Annotated in this window: 16 protein-coding genes; all 16 read left to right on the top strand. The window is 70.5% G+C overall.

Annotated features, from left to right (window positions below):
- The first annotated feature begins 17 nt into the window (after positions 1-17).
- The 16 genes from ACGFT1_RS15080 to ACGFT1_RS15005 all read left to right on the top strand — a co-directional run bounded on the left by ACGFT1_RS15080 (position 18) and on the right by ACGFT1_RS15005 (position 14,998).
- Entirely contained in the window at positions 18-1,229 is a 1,212-nt protein-coding gene (locus ACGFT1_RS15080) for a ParB/RepB/Spo0J family partition protein (RefSeq protein ID WP_373909399.1), read from the top strand.
- 70 nt (positions 1,230-1,299) lie between these two features.
- Positions 1,300-1,590: a hypothetical protein gene (locus ACGFT1_RS15075; RefSeq protein ID WP_373909398.1), complete on the top strand. Its 291-nt coding sequence runs from the start codon at positions 1,300-1,302 to the stop codon at positions 1,588-1,590.
- Between the two features lie 50 nt (positions 1,591-1,640).
- Positions 1,641-2,468, top strand: a complete 828-nt coding sequence (locus ACGFT1_RS15070) for a class I SAM-dependent methyltransferase (RefSeq protein ID WP_373909397.1) — start codon at positions 1,641-1,643, stop codon at positions 2,466-2,468.
- Between the two features lie 109 nt (positions 2,469-2,577).
- Positions 2,578-2,997, top strand: a complete 420-nt coding sequence (locus ACGFT1_RS15065) for a hypothetical protein (protein WP_373909396.1) — start codon at positions 2,578-2,580, stop codon at positions 2,995-2,997.
- 72 nt (positions 2,998-3,069) lie between these two features.
- Entirely contained in the window at positions 3,070-3,768 is a 699-nt protein-coding gene (locus ACGFT1_RS15060) for a hypothetical protein (protein ID WP_373909395.1), read from the top strand.
- Positions 3,769-3,797: 29 nt separating this feature from the next.
- Positions 3,798-4,676, top strand: coding sequence for a hypothetical protein (locus ACGFT1_RS15055; RefSeq protein WP_373909394.1), 879 nt, complete (start codon positions 3,798-3,800; stop codon positions 4,674-4,676).
- A 145-nt stretch (positions 4,677-4,821) separates the two neighbouring features.
- Positions 4,822-6,543 carry a DNA cytosine methyltransferase gene (locus tag ACGFT1_RS15050; RefSeq protein ID WP_373909393.1) on the top strand — a complete coding sequence of 574 codons (1,722 nt, stop codon included), beginning with the start codon at positions 4,822-4,824 and terminating at the stop codon, positions 6,541-6,543.
- 121 nt (positions 6,544-6,664) lie between these two features.
- The gene (locus ACGFT1_RS15045) at positions 6,665-7,384 is read left to right on the top strand and encodes a hypothetical protein (RefSeq protein ID WP_373909392.1); all 720 of its coding nucleotides are present in this window, start codon (positions 6,665-6,667) and stop codon (positions 7,382-7,384) included.
- Between the two features lie 183 nt (positions 7,385-7,567).
- Positions 7,568-8,479: a magnesium chelatase domain-containing protein gene (locus tag ACGFT1_RS15040; protein WP_373909391.1), complete on the top strand. Its 912-nt coding sequence runs from the start codon at positions 7,568-7,570 to the stop codon at positions 8,477-8,479.
- Positions 8,480-8,559: 80 nt separating this feature from the next.
- The gene (locus ACGFT1_RS15035; RefSeq protein ID WP_373909390.1) at positions 8,560-9,489 is read left to right on the top strand and encodes a hypothetical protein; all 930 of its coding nucleotides are present in this window, start codon (positions 8,560-8,562) and stop codon (positions 9,487-9,489) included.
- A 65-nt stretch (positions 9,490-9,554) separates the two neighbouring features.
- The gene (locus ACGFT1_RS15030) at positions 9,555-10,280 is read left to right on the top strand and encodes a hypothetical protein (RefSeq protein ID WP_373909389.1); all 726 of its coding nucleotides are present in this window, start codon (positions 9,555-9,557) and stop codon (positions 10,278-10,280) included.
- A gap of 152 nt (positions 10,281-10,432) precedes the next feature.
- Positions 10,433-11,374, top strand: a complete 942-nt coding sequence (locus ACGFT1_RS15025) for a phosphoadenosine phosphosulfate reductase family protein (protein WP_373909388.1) — start codon at positions 10,433-10,435, stop codon at positions 11,372-11,374.
- Between the two features lie 184 nt (positions 11,375-11,558).
- On the top strand, positions 11,559-11,864 hold the full coding sequence (locus ACGFT1_RS15020; RefSeq protein ID WP_373909387.1) for a hypothetical protein: 306 nt from the start codon (positions 11,559-11,561) through the stop codon (positions 11,862-11,864).
- 262 nt (positions 11,865-12,126) lie between these two features.
- Complete coding sequence (locus tag ACGFT1_RS15015; RefSeq protein ID WP_373909386.1) at positions 12,127-13,470, top strand: hypothetical protein; 1,344 nt, start codon at positions 12,127-12,129, stop codon at positions 13,468-13,470.
- Positions 13,467-14,405 (top strand): ParB N-terminal domain-containing protein, encoded by a 939-nt coding sequence (locus ACGFT1_RS15010; protein WP_373909385.1) that lies wholly within the window; start codon positions 13,467-13,469, stop codon positions 14,403-14,405. The genes ACGFT1_RS15015 and ACGFT1_RS15010 overlap by 4 nt, the downstream gene beginning before the upstream one ends.
- A complete protein-coding gene (locus ACGFT1_RS15005) occupies positions 14,402-14,998 on the top strand; it encodes a hypothetical protein (protein WP_373909384.1) in 597 nt (198 codons plus the stop codon). Before ACGFT1_RS15010 ends, ACGFT1_RS15005 begins: the two co-directional genes overlap by 4 nt.
- Positions 14,999-15,000 lie beyond the last annotated feature (2 nt).

The following is a 15,000-nucleotide window of genomic DNA, read 5'->3' as shown; positions in this document are numbered from 1 at the left end:
GCGAAAGGACGCGCGCCATGACCACCACCGAGACCCCCACCACCGAGCAGGCCCCGGCGAAGGCCCCTAAGAAGGCGCCCGCACGGAAGGGGCCGGCCGCACGGAAGGCCCCGGCGACGAAGGTGGCGCCCAAGAAGACGGCCCCCCAGCCGGCCGGCGACGAGAAGCGCACGCAGCTCCGCACGATCCCGACGGCGAAGATCGACCGTGACCCGGGCCAGCCGCGCGAGCACTTCGACCAGGCATCCCTCCAGGAGCTGGCCAAGTCGATGGCGAAGCTGGGCCAGCTCCAGCCGATCAACGTGCGGTACCACGAGGACACCAAGCGGTTCACGCTGATCTTGGGTGAGCGCCGGTGGCGGGCCGCCCAGATCGCCGGCCTCACCCACATGAAGGCCGTCGTCATGCACGGCATCGGCGGGAGCCGCGAGACGTTCGCGATGGCCGTCGCCGAGAACGTCGGCCGCGCGGACATGACCCCGGTCGAGGAGGCGAACGCCTTCCACAAACTGGTCGAGCAGGAGTACACGGTCGACGAGGTCGCCGAGCTGGTCGGCAAGAGCGCCGCGTACGTCCAGTGGCGAATCGACCTGCTGCGCCTGTGCCCGGAGGCGCGGGAGGCCCTGGTGAAGGGTCAACTCCCCGTCGGCCTCGCCTGGTACGTCGGCAAGCTCGCCGAACGCAACCAGGTGCGGTTCCTCGCGAGGTGGGTGCGTGGCGAGTTCAAGAGCGCCCGCGACGCCGAGAGTTTCGCGCAGACCCTGCACATCGAGGAGAAGCGCCGCGAGGAGCAGGGATCGTTCTTCGTCCTCTCCGACGAGGCCGCAGCTGCCCGCAGAGACAACGAGCAGGGCGCCCTCCCGGGCTCCCTCGACCTGCCCGATGAGGAGCGGGAACGGATCATCGCCGACCGCACCAAGCTCGTCGGGAAGATCGAGAAGCTGGGTGGGGCGGGAGAGATCCTTTCGCTGCTCGCGGCGACCGAGCCCGACGAACTGGCCCTGCTGCTCGCCGGGACGCCCGGCGGAATCGGTGGGCACCGCCTGCGCATCAAGCACCTCCAGGACATCGCGACCAAGGCGATGGCGACCCTCCGCACGGCGGAGATGGTCGCCGAGGTCCGCGCCAATGGCCTGGTCGTCAACCCGGACGCGGCGGTCGACACCCCGACCGACGCCGCGGTGAACGCCGAAGCGGCGGCCGCCGACGACGCCGGCTCCGCCGCCTGACCCTCACCTCGCTCAGGGCGCACCGCCCACAGCGGTGCGCCCTGTCACCACCTCCAAGGAGGACAGATCCATGAAGCACCCCGCCCAGCAGCCCGCGCCGAACGTCACGCCGCACGACATCGCGAAGGCCGCCCTCAGCCCCCTGGGCGACCAGTGGGGCGCCGAGTCGGACCCCAGCGCCACCAGCGGTCACCTGCACGGCTGGGACGGCACCCCCTTCACCATCGCCATCAGGCCCACCGGCGAGGTGACCATCCGGAACGACGAGACCGGCGACACCGGCCAGCTGCCGGTCACGACGGCCGACGGCCTCGAAGCGCTCGGCCGCGCGGTGGCCGAGATCATCGGCCACCTCTACTGATCTAAGCCCCGTTCAGGCAGCCAGACCCCTTCACCCCCTGGAGGACTCAGATGGAGATCCCAAGAGGCGTCTACGACGTCCTCACCGACGAGCGCACGGTCATCGCCGACAACCGGGTGCGGATCCCGTTCCCCCTCGACCGTGCCCGGTACGAGCAGGTGGACAAGATCCTGAAGGAGATCGGCGGCCGGTGGGACGGCCGGAAGGCGGCGCGGTGCCACGTCTTCCCGTTCCCCGTCGAGGCGTACATGCGAGAGTGCCTCGCCACCCGCGAGTTCCCCAGCCGGTCCGAGCAGGGCTGGTACCCGACCCCGCCGCGGGTGGTCGACGAGATGCTGGCCCACGCGGGCATCCGCCCGGGGATGAGCGTCCTTGAGCCCTCAGCCGGCACCGGGGCGATCGTCCGCCCGGCAGCCGAGCACGGTGGGGTCGTTGACTGCGTGGAGATCGACGAGCGGCGGGTTCACGTCCTCCGCGAGCAGGGCGTCGCCCGGCGCGTGCTGCATGCCGACTTCCTCGACCTGGACCCGCTCGACTGCCCGCACGGCTACCACCAGGTGCTGATGAACCCGCCGTTCTCGGCGGCTGTGCAGCACGTGAAGCACGCGATGGGTTTCCTCCACGAAGAGGGCACGCTGATCGCGGTCCTGCCCGCGTCGGTGCTGTGGCACAGCGACCGCGCCACGGTCGAGTTCCGCGAGTTGATCGCCCTCGCCGAGGGCACGATCGCTCCGCTGCCCGAGGAGTCGTTCGCGCCGTCCGGGACGAGCGTGCACACGGCTCTGCTGGTGGTCGACGCCACCCCTGACGGACCGCTGCCCACCCACGACTGGCACCAGCGGCAGCCCCGTCAGCTCGCCCTGTTCGCCGACGCCTGACCTGCACTCTCATTTAGGTTTCTTTGTCGAATCAACTTGTCAAAGCTGGATAGGACTAGCTGACTCGGGAAAGATGTAAGTAGCACCACCACCACCCGAAAGGACTGGAATGGAACTTGCCACCTGTACCTACCAGGAGTTCGCGCCCCCCATGGGCGCACCGATCCGCACCACCGCGGGCCACCCGCGGTTCCCGCTCGGCTACGAGCTGGCCGGCCACGCCCGGCTCATCACGCCGACCCGGGAGCTGCTCGCGCAGAACCTGCCCGAGGACGCGTACGAGTTCAGCTACCGCCGCATCCTGAACGGGCACGGCATCCAGCGCATCTACGCCGAGCTGGCCGGCCTCGCCGCCCGCCTCGGCGGCGCCCGCCTCGTCCTGCTGTGCTTCGACCGCTTGGACCAGTTGCGCCCGGGAGACGCCTGGTGCCACCGACTCCACTTCGCGAAGTGGTGGCTGGAGCAGACCGGCGAGGAGGTCCCCGAACTCGGGGCCCGCCCGGCGGTCCCACCGCCCTCCCTGTTCTGACCAACCCTCTCCCACGTGACGGGCGGGACGCCCGACGTCCCGCCCGTCACCCACGCCCGGAAGGAACGAATCGTGCAGAACCCGACCGCCCCCGAGGGCATGGTCGCCACATGCGTCCGCCTCGACGGCCTGGCCACCTATCCCGCGTTCGTCGCCGCCCACGACAGGCATGAAACGCGCGTCACTCCGTACTTCGACTTCGCCACCGTCTGCCAGCTCGCGGACGACACCCAAGCGGCCGCTGCTCACCGCGCCCCCCGCAGCGGCGAGACCATCCACGTCCTGGAGGCCGCACCCGGCACGAACGGCGAACACGTCGTCGTCCACGTCGACTGGGCCACCGCCAGTGACGACCGCCCGGCCGAGCTCGTCAAGCTCGTCGCCCCCAGCGAGCACGGCCTGTACCCGGTTGGCCAGGACGCCTGGCACTGGACGCTCGCGAGATGGATGTGTTCGTGCGACACCGATAACGCCTGGCAGGCGCCCACTTGTAGGGGGTGCGGCACACCCCGGGAGAAGGCCATCGCGCTGGTGGAGGCTGGCCACCAGGTCGGCGACATCCTGCGCCGGCTCGCCCCCGAGGCCACGTCGGCGCTCGCCGACATCGCCGGGGACGCTCGGATTATCGCGGTGTTCGCCGCGGGCAAGAAGCTGAATCTCGGCGACGGCGGCCCGTTCGACACCGAGACGCTCGGCGAGGCCGACGCGGTACTGAAGGCCGTCCTCAGCGGCACCCCCGGCCTCCACCGACTGCGCTTCCCGACTCACTGACCTCCGTTCACGAGAGATAAGGACGCCACATGAGCAGTCAGACCCCTTCCCGCCCCGCCTACCGGCTCCCCGACACCAGCGTCCTCAGCGTCGTGGTCCGCGAGGCCCTGGACGACGCTACGGCGAGCCGCGAGCGACTCGGCCGGGTGATGGCCGTCGTCACCGCCGCGGCGGTGCGCGACATCCTGACCGGCCACCGGCCCGACGCTCCCTTCGACGCGAGCGCCATCGAACTGGTCGAAGGCGAGGACAGCGCACTCTTCCCGAGCGGCCGGTACTGGACGATCGCCGGCCGTGAGCGCACCTTCACCGACGCCGTCGGCCGCATCAGGGCGGCGAACACCCAACGCCGCATGACCGAGTGGACGGCCTACCTGAACGACACCACGCGGGACGTCTGGCACCCGCTGTGCCGCGAGCTGGACGACCGCGACGGGCGGCCGGCCTTCGCCCTCGACCTCCATCGCACGGCGGCCCTCACCCTCGGCGCCCACCGCCCCGCAGCCAGCGGGAAGGGCGTGATGGTCGAGACGATGGTGTCCGCCAACGGGCAGGACCACTACCCGGCGCTCGTGGACCCGACCGACCAGCGGGACGGCTTCGTGAGGCCCTGGTTCGACCTGGATACCGTCCGGCGGATCGCCGCCGACTCCCAGGACGAAGTTGCGCGGTACGGGCACGGGTCCATCGACACGGTGCACGTCCTGGACGGCACGGTGGACCGCACAGAGCACGCGGTCGTCCTCGTCGTCTGCTGGATGCGCCTCGGCGGCGAGCAGCGGGAGAAGGCGACCGAGATCCTCCAGCCGAACGTGGACGGCCGGTACGCCGTCGGTGGCCACGAGTGGTGCTGGTACGCGGTCGACCGCCTCCTGAACCCGCTGATCCCGTTCCGCCCCGAGAGTTAACTGACCGGGCTCCTTTTTGCCCGCTTTCACTCAGTCGGCTTTTGAAAGCCGGGTAGGTCAAAGTGTTCGCCCGCCGACCCCAACCCGCCAGCCGGCGCCGCCCCGACCGGGGCGGCGCCCCTCCATGCCAGCAAGGAGAAGCGACGTGTCCACCGCGTCCAAGAAGAAGTTCCGCATAGCAGCACATCGACCGGCCAAGAGGCGCCGCCGATTCCGCCACGACGGACTCACCGCGTGCGATTTGTTCAGCGGCTTCGGCGGTCTGACCAAGGGCATCGAGGATGCCGGGTTCGACACGATCATGGCCGCGAACCACAACGAGTACAAGGTCCAGATCCACGAGACGAACCACCCGCACGCCGAGCACTGGATCGCCGACCTCGTCGACCCCGAGGCGAGCGACTACCACTCGGCGCGGGACCTGCCCGCGGCTGACCTTCTCGCCGCCGGCGTCTCCTGCGTGAACCACTCGCAGGCGAACACGGTGAAGGCGTATGAGCAGGGCCTCGCCTTGTTCGAGCTGGAGGACCCCGAGTTCGAGGCCCGGGTCACGAGATCCGAGCGGGACCGGGCGACCGCGAACTGCGTCCTGCACTACGCCGCCCAGCATCACCCTCGGCTGATCCTCGTCGAGTGCACCACCGGGCTCACCTCGTGGGGGCCGGCGATCCCCGGCCGCCCCAAGATCGGCGACGGCAGCACCTATCGGTGGTGGCTCGCCCAGTTTGACAAGCTCGGCTACCGGCACCGGGTGCTGTACCTGAACTCGCAGTTCTTCGGCGTCCCCCAGTCCCGGGACCGGCTGTATGTCGTGTTCTGGGACAGGTCGCTGCCCGAGCCGGATCTCGACCACCGGCCGGTGTCGCGGTGCCACCACTGCGACAAGGACGTCGAAGCGGTGTGGTCGTGGAAGACGGGGGTCCCGCCGTCCGGGTCGGTCTGCTACGGCAAGCAGTACACCTACTGCTGCCCGAGCTGCCGCCGCGAGGTTGTCCCGCCGATGACGCCTTCGCTGGTCGCCCTCGACCTGACCGACCTGGGCACCAAGATCGGCGACCGGGAGTACCCGCTCGCCGAGACGACGATGGCTCGGGCCGAACGCTGCCGCCAGCGGTTCGCCCAGTTCCCCGCCGCGCTCCTCCCGGCGAAGGCCGTGCACGGAACCGAACGCCACCCGTGGCAGCCGCTGTCGACGCAGACCAGTCAGCAGGAGACCGCCATCCTGGCGTCGGGCGCGATCATCGCCGCACACCGGCACAACGGCGACGGGCAGCACATCCTGCGGCCGATGGACACGGTCACCGCCACGCACGAGAAGGCGGTGTTCCTCGCGGTCGACAACTTCCAGGGCGGTCCGCGAGGCACCGGCACGCCGCTGCCGACGCAGGTCGGTTCGGAAACCCTCGCGCTGGTGTCCGGGATCATCCCGTTCCGGAAGAACACGACGCCCACGCTGCACAGCGAGGCGATGCCGACGGTCACCTCGGACCAGATTCCGGGGCTGCTCGCGGCGGCCGGCTGGTTCAAGCAGAACGGTCCGCGAGGGGACGAGACGGCGCCGCACCCGCTGACCGACCCGCTCGGCACGCTCACCGCCCGGGACACGACCGGGCTGCTGGTGGCCGAGTGGCAGGCGTCGCTGGCGGATCTGCCGCTGGAGGAGTGCTACTTCCGGATGATGAAGGCGAACGAGGTCGGCCGGGGCTGCGGCTTCGACGTGGACTTCGCCGGCCGCAAGGGGAGCTTCAAGGTCTGGGGCTCGGCCCGTAATCAGGTGGACGGGTACGGGAACGCGGTAAGCCCTCAGGTCGGGGCATGGATCGCAGCCCGACTGCGAGCCATTCTGCACGAGGGCGGGGTGTCCTGACCTGCGGCTTCTTGGGAGTCTCTTTACCTATTCGATTTATAAAAACTGGCTAGGTAGAGCTGATTCGGGCAGAATGAAAGTAGTTCAAAACACCCCAACTCCAATGAAGAGAGGGCACAGCATGACCAACGCGCTCACCGTCCGCTGCCAGACCTGCGGCGGCACCTGGGTCGCCACCGATGAATGGGGCGGCACGGTCGCCTACTGCACCGGCTGCGCGAAGACCGGCGGCCCCGCCAAGGCCCGCCCCGGCCGGCCGTGCCGGGTCGGCGTCATCGACGGCGACCACCTGACCGAGGACGGCAACCGGTACAGCCTGAAGTACCTGCTGGTGAACGTGGACCCGGGCAGCATCCTGGAGGACGTCATCACCCCGGACTACATCGTCGGGAACGCCCTCTACCGGACCGGCATCGTCGCCGACGCCGACGGCCAGGGCTGGGGCGTCGCCTGGCCGGCCGTGCGGGAGGCCGCTGGTCGACGCACGGCGACCGAGTCCACCGCCACCGCCGACCGCGTCCCCACGGTCACCGAGCCCGTCGACGGCCCGCCTGTGCCCCCCGAGCGAGAGTTCATCATCGCCGGCCAGGATCGGGGCACCGGGTTCACCCTGTGGGGCATCGTCCCGGCCCCGACCGACCCGGCCCGACGAGCTGCGGTGCTCGAAGAACTCGGCGTCGACGCGGCCGACGCCTTCGGCTCCGTGAACACCGAGTACGGCGCCACCCCGCGCGAGGCCCTCGGCCGCTTCCTCGCCGACATGCGCAAGCAGTCCGGCCTGGACGACTACGGCCTGACCGCCGACAGCCGGACCGACTGCCTGGACGAGCCCGCCGGCTAGACCGCCACGAGCGGCCGGGGGGCAGGCAGCGCCCCCCGGCCGCCCCCTGAGTCGGCGACACGACGGGCCACCACCCGGCACGTGCCGCCCGCTGAGGGAACAGCCCTCTCCGCCCAGGACCGCCACGCGCGAGTCCTGTGCGCCCCGACCGACACCGCACACCGCACCACGAGAGGACCCCAGGTGACCAAGCCCTTTGCCACTGACCTCGACACGGCCACCCACGCCAAGGTGTTCGAGGACGCCTACCGCGCCGTGAGCAGCGCCCGTCGCACCATGTACGAGAGGGCCGTCGCCTACGTCGCGCACCTCATCCGCCAGGAGCTGCCCGAGGCAGCCGCCCTCACCATCGACGCCAGCGCCGCAGAGCTGCACGAGGTCCTGGACGCCGACGGCCGCCCCCTGTGGCACGCCCCGAGCAGCGCGGGTCACGGCCTGCGCGACAGCACCACCGACGACGTCAACGGCGTCCTCAGCGACGTGATGCCCTTCGGCAGCCTGGCCGGCGCCGCCCGCTGGAAGGCGGCCCCCCAGGGCCTGCCGTACCGGACGGTCCGCCTGCCTGAGCCGGAAGCGCCCGGCGTGCGCACAGCGGCCTGCTTCTTCCCCACCCCGGACGGCATGGCCGAGGCCCGCGCCACCTTCACCCCGGGAGAGGCGATGTTCTGGGTCGGCAGCCCGGACCCGACGTACGACCGGGAAACCCGCGACCGGATCTACGCGGCCCTCACCAACAGCGGCATCCAGCGGCCGTCCGGCGCCCTCAGCGTCGACGCCCGCCGGTGGGCAGCGACCGCCCGCAGCTCCGCCGCGGACCTCGCCCTGGCCTGCTCCGCCCTCGCCGCCGCCGGCACCATCGCCCCGGCCACGCTGAACGGGGTGGCCCTGATCGGTGAACTGGGGCTCGACGGCGCGGTCCGGCCCGTGCCCGACGTCGCCGCCCTCGTCCGCACCGCCCAGGCAGCCGGATACCGCAAGGTCATCGTGGCCGCCGCCGACTTCGACGAGGTGAGCCGGAACACCGACGTTACCCCCGTCGGCGCCACCACCCTGCGCGCGGTCCTCGACTTCCTCGAGGAGATGGCCCAGCCGTGACCCGCGCGCGAGGGGCCGGGGAGCAGGCAGCGCCCCCCGGCCCCTCGCCCACCCCACCAGCATTCACCGGAAGGAACCTCATGAACGACAGCACCCCCGACCTCACCTGCACCCCATACGGCCCGAGCCACTTCCCCCAGGACGAGCCGTTCGCCCGCCGCGGCTACCTGTTCGTCGTGCCCAGCAGCTTCCCGCAGGACATCCCGCCCCGCGCCGACCTCACCGACTGGGAGATGGCGGTCTACCGCACCACCGAACACAGGGACGAATGGGAGGTCCGCGACGTCGCCAGCGAGCGCCGCGTCTGGGGCGCCGGCCGCAGCTGGCGCGACGCCATCGACCACGCCTTCCTGGAGATCGCCCGCAAGCGCCGCGCCCACGCCACCGCCGACCGCCGGGCCGCCGCCATCTTCAAGGCCGCCTTCAACGCAGCCTTCGAGGACGACGACTGGCTGACGATCGGAGTCGACAACGGGCACGGCGCCGAGGTCCACGTCACCGGCCAGTTCTTCGACGGGGAGATCCGCTTCGAGCCGGTGGACGTCGACATGCTCCTGACCTTCCTCACCCGGGTCCTCCTCACCGACGAGCCCCGCTACGCCCCGTACGGGGTGGTCTCCGTTAAGACCCCCCACGAGGACGGCGAGCCGTACGCGATGGCCTGGCACCTGGGGGACATGCGCCCGCTCTCCCGGGACCAGGCCGTGAGCTGGCTGGGCAGCGACGTCACCTACACCGATGACGCCCGCCCCCTGAACCCGGACCGGATCACGAACACCGACGCCACGGCGCTCACCGACGAGGTGAAGACACTGCTGGCCGACCGGCTCGCCGACGACGGACGGCACGGCTCGCCCGGTAAGCACGCCGGCCAGTGCGCCCAGTGCCTGCGGCCCCTGACCTGGGACCGCACCGGCAAGCGCCTGAATGACGAGTGGGGCGAGTACCTCTGCCGCGGCGCCCGCCTCGCCAACAACCGGTCCTCGACCCACGTCCTGGCGAAGAACTGACCGCCCCAGGGCCGGGGAGCAGGCAACGCTTCCCGGCCCGCCCACCAGCACAAGAGAGGCAACCGATGAACGACTTCCCACCCGGTCGCCACCGGCGCGCCCAGGCGGCAGACGCCGCCGCGGCGGACCCCGACCACTCGTACGCGGTCCAGATCACCGGCATCGTCATCCTCGTCATCGCACCGAACGCGATCGGCGTTCTGGCCGACGTCCACGACAACGCCGATGGCGTCCCGGACCGCTACACGGTCCTGGACACCGACGGCGGCGAGCCCTACGACATCCCCCACGACGCCACAGTCACCCTGAGCACCACGAAGATCGGCGTGCTTCACCACCGGTGCGACCACGACCGTGCGGGCCTCTCCACGTTCGAGACCGAGACCCAAGCGCGGACCTACGTCCGACACGCCCTGACGCGGTACTGGATGTGCAACCAAGTCGCCCAACAAGACACCGCCGCGGTGGCCGGCGACCGGCCGCACGGCACGCGGGAGAAGACGCCGGGTCCCGCCAGTCCGCAGTGCACGTCCTCGGCCGCACTGGCGAGGCAGCCGACCGGGAAGGACCTGGCGAGGCACCCCGTGGAAGACCCCGACCACGACTGCGGCAGCTGCTCCGGCGACCACCGGCCGGTCGTCCCGCCCATGGCCGGGATCGCCCCCTACTGCGCGTGCGGCTGGACCCCGTTCAACGACATCAGCATCCACGACCACCTGAAGGACATGAGTGCTTGGCCGCCCGCCCCGATCGTCCACTCGCCGCGCGGCTACTTCGGCGCACGCCCGTAGCGACGAGGGCCGGGGAGCAGGCAGCGCCCCCCGGCCCTCACTGCGCATCTAAGCACCTCACCCCCTGGGCCTTCCACCACTCCAAGCGGAACCCTCAGGCCCCCCTTGGTACACACCTCCGCCCCACCGCCCGCCTCCGAGGAGGACTCCGGATGCCTACCGCGCAGTTGGCGCTCGACCTGCCTGGCCTCGGGCCGGACACCCCCGACCTCGCCTCCTACACCTGGATCGTCGCGAACATCTCGGGCGGCAAGGACTCGATCGCGATGCTGCACCAACTCGAGCAGCACGCCCGCGCGGCCGGCGTCCTCGACTGCATCGTGTGTGTGCACGCCGACCTGGGCTCCGCAGAGTGGGAGGGCACCAAGGAGCTTGCCGCCGAGCACGCCGCGGCGTACGGGCTGCGGTTCGAGGTCGTCGCCCGCAACGGCGGTGACCTTATCGAGCGGATCGAGGAACGCGGCATGTTCCCCGACGCGGACAACCGTTGGTGCACGTCGGACTTCAAACGCGGCCCGGTCCGAACCCTGATGACCCGCCTGGTCCAGGAGGCGCGCGATGCGGGGCACACTGGCCGGGTCCGCATACTCAACGTGATGGGCATACGGGCCGAGGAGTCCCCGGCCCGCCGCAAGCTTCGCGCCTTCGCCCATGAAGGTGCCTGGACGTGCCCGTGCGACGCGTGCGTCCCCAGACGCGCGAAGGCCGAGAAGTACAAAGCGCGCAAGCAGCCCGTCCCGAAGGGCGTCGGCCCCGGCTGGGGCGCCTCGAACACCCTCCGCCACGTCGACGTGTGGTACCCGGTGCACAGCTGGTCGACGCTCGATGTGTGGGCGGCCGTCGAAGCGTCCGGGCTACGCAAGCACGCCGCCTACCTGGCCGGCATGCCAAGGCTGAGCTGCCAGTTCTGTGTCCTGGCGTCACGGTCGGCGCTCGTCCTGTCGGCCCAGCTCAATCCCGAGCCCGCCGCCCGCCTCGCCCGCATCGAGAAGAAGATCGGGCACCGCTTCCGCAAGGACCTGCCCATGGCCGAGATCATCGCGGAGGCCAAACGGTCCCCGCGGGTTGAAGCAGTCGCCTGCTGGCAAGGCTGAGAACCGTACCGCGGTCCAACCCAGCCTGTTCGACGGCCACACGGGTGTCTAAGCGGATCAACCCCCGGCACCTTCCCCCACCCCAAGGCCGGGCAACGCGGTGGCCACAGGCGGAACCACGGCCCCTACCGGCCCGGATCTCGATAGCCTCACACCACAGGATGCGCAGAAGGAGCACACCACCATGAGCGGATGGCCCCCGCAGGGCATGGACCGCGCCCGACGCCTCGCCGGCGGGTACGGACGGGGTGAGGGATACGTCGGCCTGGTCGAGAACAGCCCCGACACGGGCACGGCCGCCTGCGTCGTCTGCGGCGGGCACGCCGTCCTGTACTTCGTCGAGACCGCCGAGGAGACAGTGCGATACGCGTGCCTCGACCACGCCGGGACCGTTGCCTACGACGTAGCCGTGGCGTCCACGGCGGCGCCTGGCGTCCCCGAGTCTGAGCGTGGTCCTGACGACCGCCGCTGGCGCACCCCGGGCGGTTAATTTCTTGATCCGCGACCGCCCTGTGCGTAACGTCCGGGTCGGCCGGTCGTTCTGAGCAGCGGCACAACCGCCCCCGCGCTGGTGCGTGTAAGCAGCACGGCCCGACTTCCAGTCGGGCGGTCCAGGTGCAAGCCCTGGCCGGCGCTCCATGAAGGCCCCACCCAAGCCCCCGGGTGGGGTCCTTCGCATTCCGCCCCACCGCTGACAATGGGCCAAACCCGCAGGTTGCGCGCCCTGCGCAGTCGGACTTCAGGAGCGGCCCATGTTCCACGGCTCGATACCCGCGCCCCTCCGCTCGATCATCTACGAGCACGCCGGCACCTGGCCGGGCGAGGACATCTACGTCGGCTGCTCGGGCAACTTCACCATCGAGAGGGTGCTGCACGCCCGCTTCGGTGACGCCCGCCGAGTCCACGGCAACGACATCACCGCCTACAGCTGCGCCCTCGGCTGGTACCTCGCCGGCGACCCGCTCGACTACACGCTGAAGCCCGAGTACGAGGACACTCTCGGCTGGCTCCACCCGTATCTGGAAGACCGCTCCGACCTCATGGCCACGCTGATGCTCGGCACCCGGTTCCTCCAGTACGTCGGCAAGGAAGGCGCCTACTACCGGCGGATGATGGACGCCACCCACGACCAGTGGGAGCGGATGCACGACAAGACCGCCACGAAGCTCCGCGGCCTGGAGACCCGGCTCGGCTCCTTCTTCGCCGGCGACGTCCGCGACTACCTCGACACCGAAGTACCCCAGGACGCCCCAGTCGTCATGTTCCCGCCGTTCTACGCGGCCGACTACCAGGCCCAGTTCGCGCCGATCGACGCCGCGTTCAACTGGCCCGAGCCACCCTTCGACGAGCTGACCGAAGACGGCAAGGAACGCATCATCGAGCAGGTCCAGGACCGGCCCAACTGGGTCCTTGGCCTGCACATCGAACGCCCCGAGCTGCGGGACAAGCTGGCCGGCGTCGTCCAGACCGCGAACCGCGGCCTGCCGATCTACGTGTACGCCGCCGCCGGCCCCCGCCGAATCGTCCGGCCCCGCCAGCCCGTCGAGCCGATCCCCATGCCGAAGATCGGCCAGGGCGAGGAACTCGGCGACCGGATGACCCTGCACGTCCTCACAGGCGGCCAGTTCGCCGGCATCCGCTCCCAGTTCATGTCGAAGACCATCAAGCCCGGCAGTCCGCTGATCGCCTGCGGTGTCGCCGTCGACGGAAAGCTGATCGGGGCGTTCGCCTACCTGCCGCCGAAGTTCGACCCGAACACCGCCTACCTGATGTCGGACTTCCCGGTGTCCTGGACCCGGTACCGGCGCCTGGCGAAGCTCATCGTCATGGCCGCCTCCACGCAGGAGGCGCAGGTCCTCATCCAGCGCAGCCTCTCCAAGCGGATCGACGGCTGGGCCACCACCGCGTTCACAGACCGGCCCAACAGCGCGAAGTACGGACGCGGCATCCCCGGCGTGAAGCTGCAAAAGCGCACCGAGCCCGGCGCGGACGGCATCCACCGCTACCAGCTCCAGTACGGCGGCCCCCTGGGCACCTACGACCTGCAAGAAGCCCTGACCCTGTGGAAGCGCAAGCACGGCAAGGACATGCGATGACGACCGACACCACCACCCCCCTGTTCCGGCCCAAGCTCGTCCGCCGCAACCCGCGCGCCCTCACCCGCCTGGAAGTGAACGCCCGCTACATGCGGAAGGAAGAGTTCGACCGGCTGGTGGAGAACATCCGCCGCGACGGCTGCCTCACCTCCACCCCGCTGATCTACTCCGGCGGCGAGTACGCCGAGGGCACCGAACTCGTCCTGTCCGGCAACCACCGCACCATGGCGGCCGTAGAGGCCGGCCTCGACGAGATCGACTGCATGCTCATCGAGGAGAAGCTGACCCGGCAGCAGCTCGTCGCGCTCCAGCTCTCCCACAACGCCATCGCCGGCCAAGACGACCCAGCCACCCTCAAGCAGCTGTACGAAGAGCTGGATGACGTCGACTGGCGGGCCTACTCCGGCCTGGACGACGAACAGCTCTCCCTCCTCGCCGAAGTCAGCCCCGAAGGCCTCTCCGAAGCGAACCTGGACTTCGCCACCGTGAGCCTGGTGTTCCTGCCCGTCGAGCTGGAAGCCGCCCGCGAGGCCTTCGAGCAGGCACGCCTCGGCCAGAACGAGTCCTGGCTCGCCGCACGCGCCGACTATCAGCAAACCCTCGACACGCTCGCCTCCACGCACGCCGCCCACAAGGTCGGCAACGTCGCCACCGCCCTCCACGCCATCCTCGCCATCGTCGAGCGCCACCTGGACGAGCTACAGGAGGGCTACACCTCCCCGAGCGGCGAGCACCTCCACACCGGGCACGTCGGCCTGGAGACCGTCCTCGGAACCCGCACCCTCCCCGCCCCCGCCGCGGTCACCCTCAACAAGGCCATCGCCGCCGCAGAAGGCAGAGGGGAGATAGAGCAGGGACAGGGCTGGCGCCTGCTGGACCGCCTTGCCGGCGAGTACCTGTCAGGCCCGAACCACACCCCCAGTGACCCGGCATGAGCACCCGCCCACCCATCACCCTCAGCCCCGACCTCGACCCCTGGGAACGTCAGCCCACCGAGACCCCCCACAAACACGGGCAGTTCGTCACCTACCGCGACATCGGCCGGACCCGCACCCTGACCGAAGCCGCGCAGAGGCTGACACGCGCGTACGGGCACGTGAGGAACCTCGCCGCCCAGTACCGGTGGCGCGAGCGGGTCGAGGCCTACGACCGGCACCTGGACCGCCAGTACGAGGCGATGTGGCTGGAGGAACGCCGCAAGGCCGCCGAGACCGACGCGAAGATCCTGGGCGCGGCCATCGGCAAGCTCGCCCAGCGCCTCGGCTCACTGCGCGCCGACGAGCTGTCCGCCGGCGACTTCATCCGGCTGATGGACGTCGCCATGCGGCACCGCCGGGTCCTGTTCGGCGACCCCACGGAGACCATCGCCGTCACCAGCGAGGGCACCAACGCGCTGGCGCACCAGTTCGCCGAGTTCGCGCAGATGCCGCCCGAGCAGCGGCGGGCCCGCCTGAGCGAGCTGGCGGCGTCGGTGAACCAGCGGATCAAGGCCGTCGACGGCTCGGACGACGAGGACGAGGAGGAGTAGCC

This window comes from Streptomyces sp. Y20 (genome assembly GCF_043195475.1).
In the GTDB taxonomy this organism is placed as follows: domain Bacteria; phylum Actinomycetota; class Actinomycetes; order Streptomycetales; family Streptomycetaceae; genus Streptomyces.
Note: the sequence above shows the minus strand (reverse complement) of the source record. Positions and strands in the feature narration are given on the sequence as shown.

Coding starts and splice junctions, on each gene's coding strand:
- ACGFT1_RS15080 (WP_373909399.1), top strand. CDS start 18: ATGACCACCACCGAGACCCCCACCACCGAGCAGGCCCCGGCGAAGGCC.
- ACGFT1_RS15075 (WP_373909398.1), top strand. CDS start 1,300: ATGAAGCACCCCGCCCAGCAGCCCGCGCCGAACGTCACGCCGCACGAC.
- ACGFT1_RS15070 (WP_373909397.1), top strand. CDS start 1,641: ATGGAGATCCCAAGAGGCGTCTACGACGTCCTCACCGACGAGCGCACG.
- ACGFT1_RS15065 (WP_373909396.1), top strand. CDS start 2,578: ATGGAACTTGCCACCTGTACCTACCAGGAGTTCGCGCCCCCCATGGGC.
- ACGFT1_RS15055 (WP_373909394.1), top strand. CDS start 3,798: ATGAGCAGTCAGACCCCTTCCCGCCCCGCCTACCGGCTCCCCGACACC.
- ACGFT1_RS15045 (WP_373909392.1), top strand. CDS start 6,665: ATGACCAACGCGCTCACCGTCCGCTGCCAGACCTGCGGCGGCACCTGG.
- ACGFT1_RS15035 (WP_373909390.1), top strand. CDS start 8,560: ATGAACGACAGCACCCCCGACCTCACCTGCACCCCATACGGCCCGAGC.
- ACGFT1_RS15030 (WP_373909389.1), top strand. CDS start 9,555: ATGAACGACTTCCCACCCGGTCGCCACCGGCGCGCCCAGGCGGCAGAC.
- ACGFT1_RS15025 (WP_373909388.1), top strand. CDS start 10,433: ATGCCTACCGCGCAGTTGGCGCTCGACCTGCCTGGCCTCGGGCCGGAC.
- ACGFT1_RS15020 (WP_373909387.1), top strand. CDS start 11,559: ATGAGCGGATGGCCCCCGCAGGGCATGGACCGCGCCCGACGCCTCGCC.
- ACGFT1_RS15015 (WP_373909386.1), top strand. CDS start 12,127: ATGTTCCACGGCTCGATACCCGCGCCCCTCCGCTCGATCATCTACGAG.
- ACGFT1_RS15010 (WP_373909385.1), top strand. CDS start 13,467: ATGACGACCGACACCACCACCCCCCTGTTCCGGCCCAAGCTCGTCCGC.
- ACGFT1_RS15005 (WP_373909384.1), top strand. CDS start 14,402: ATGAGCACCCGCCCACCCATCACCCTCAGCCCCGACCTCGACCCCTGG.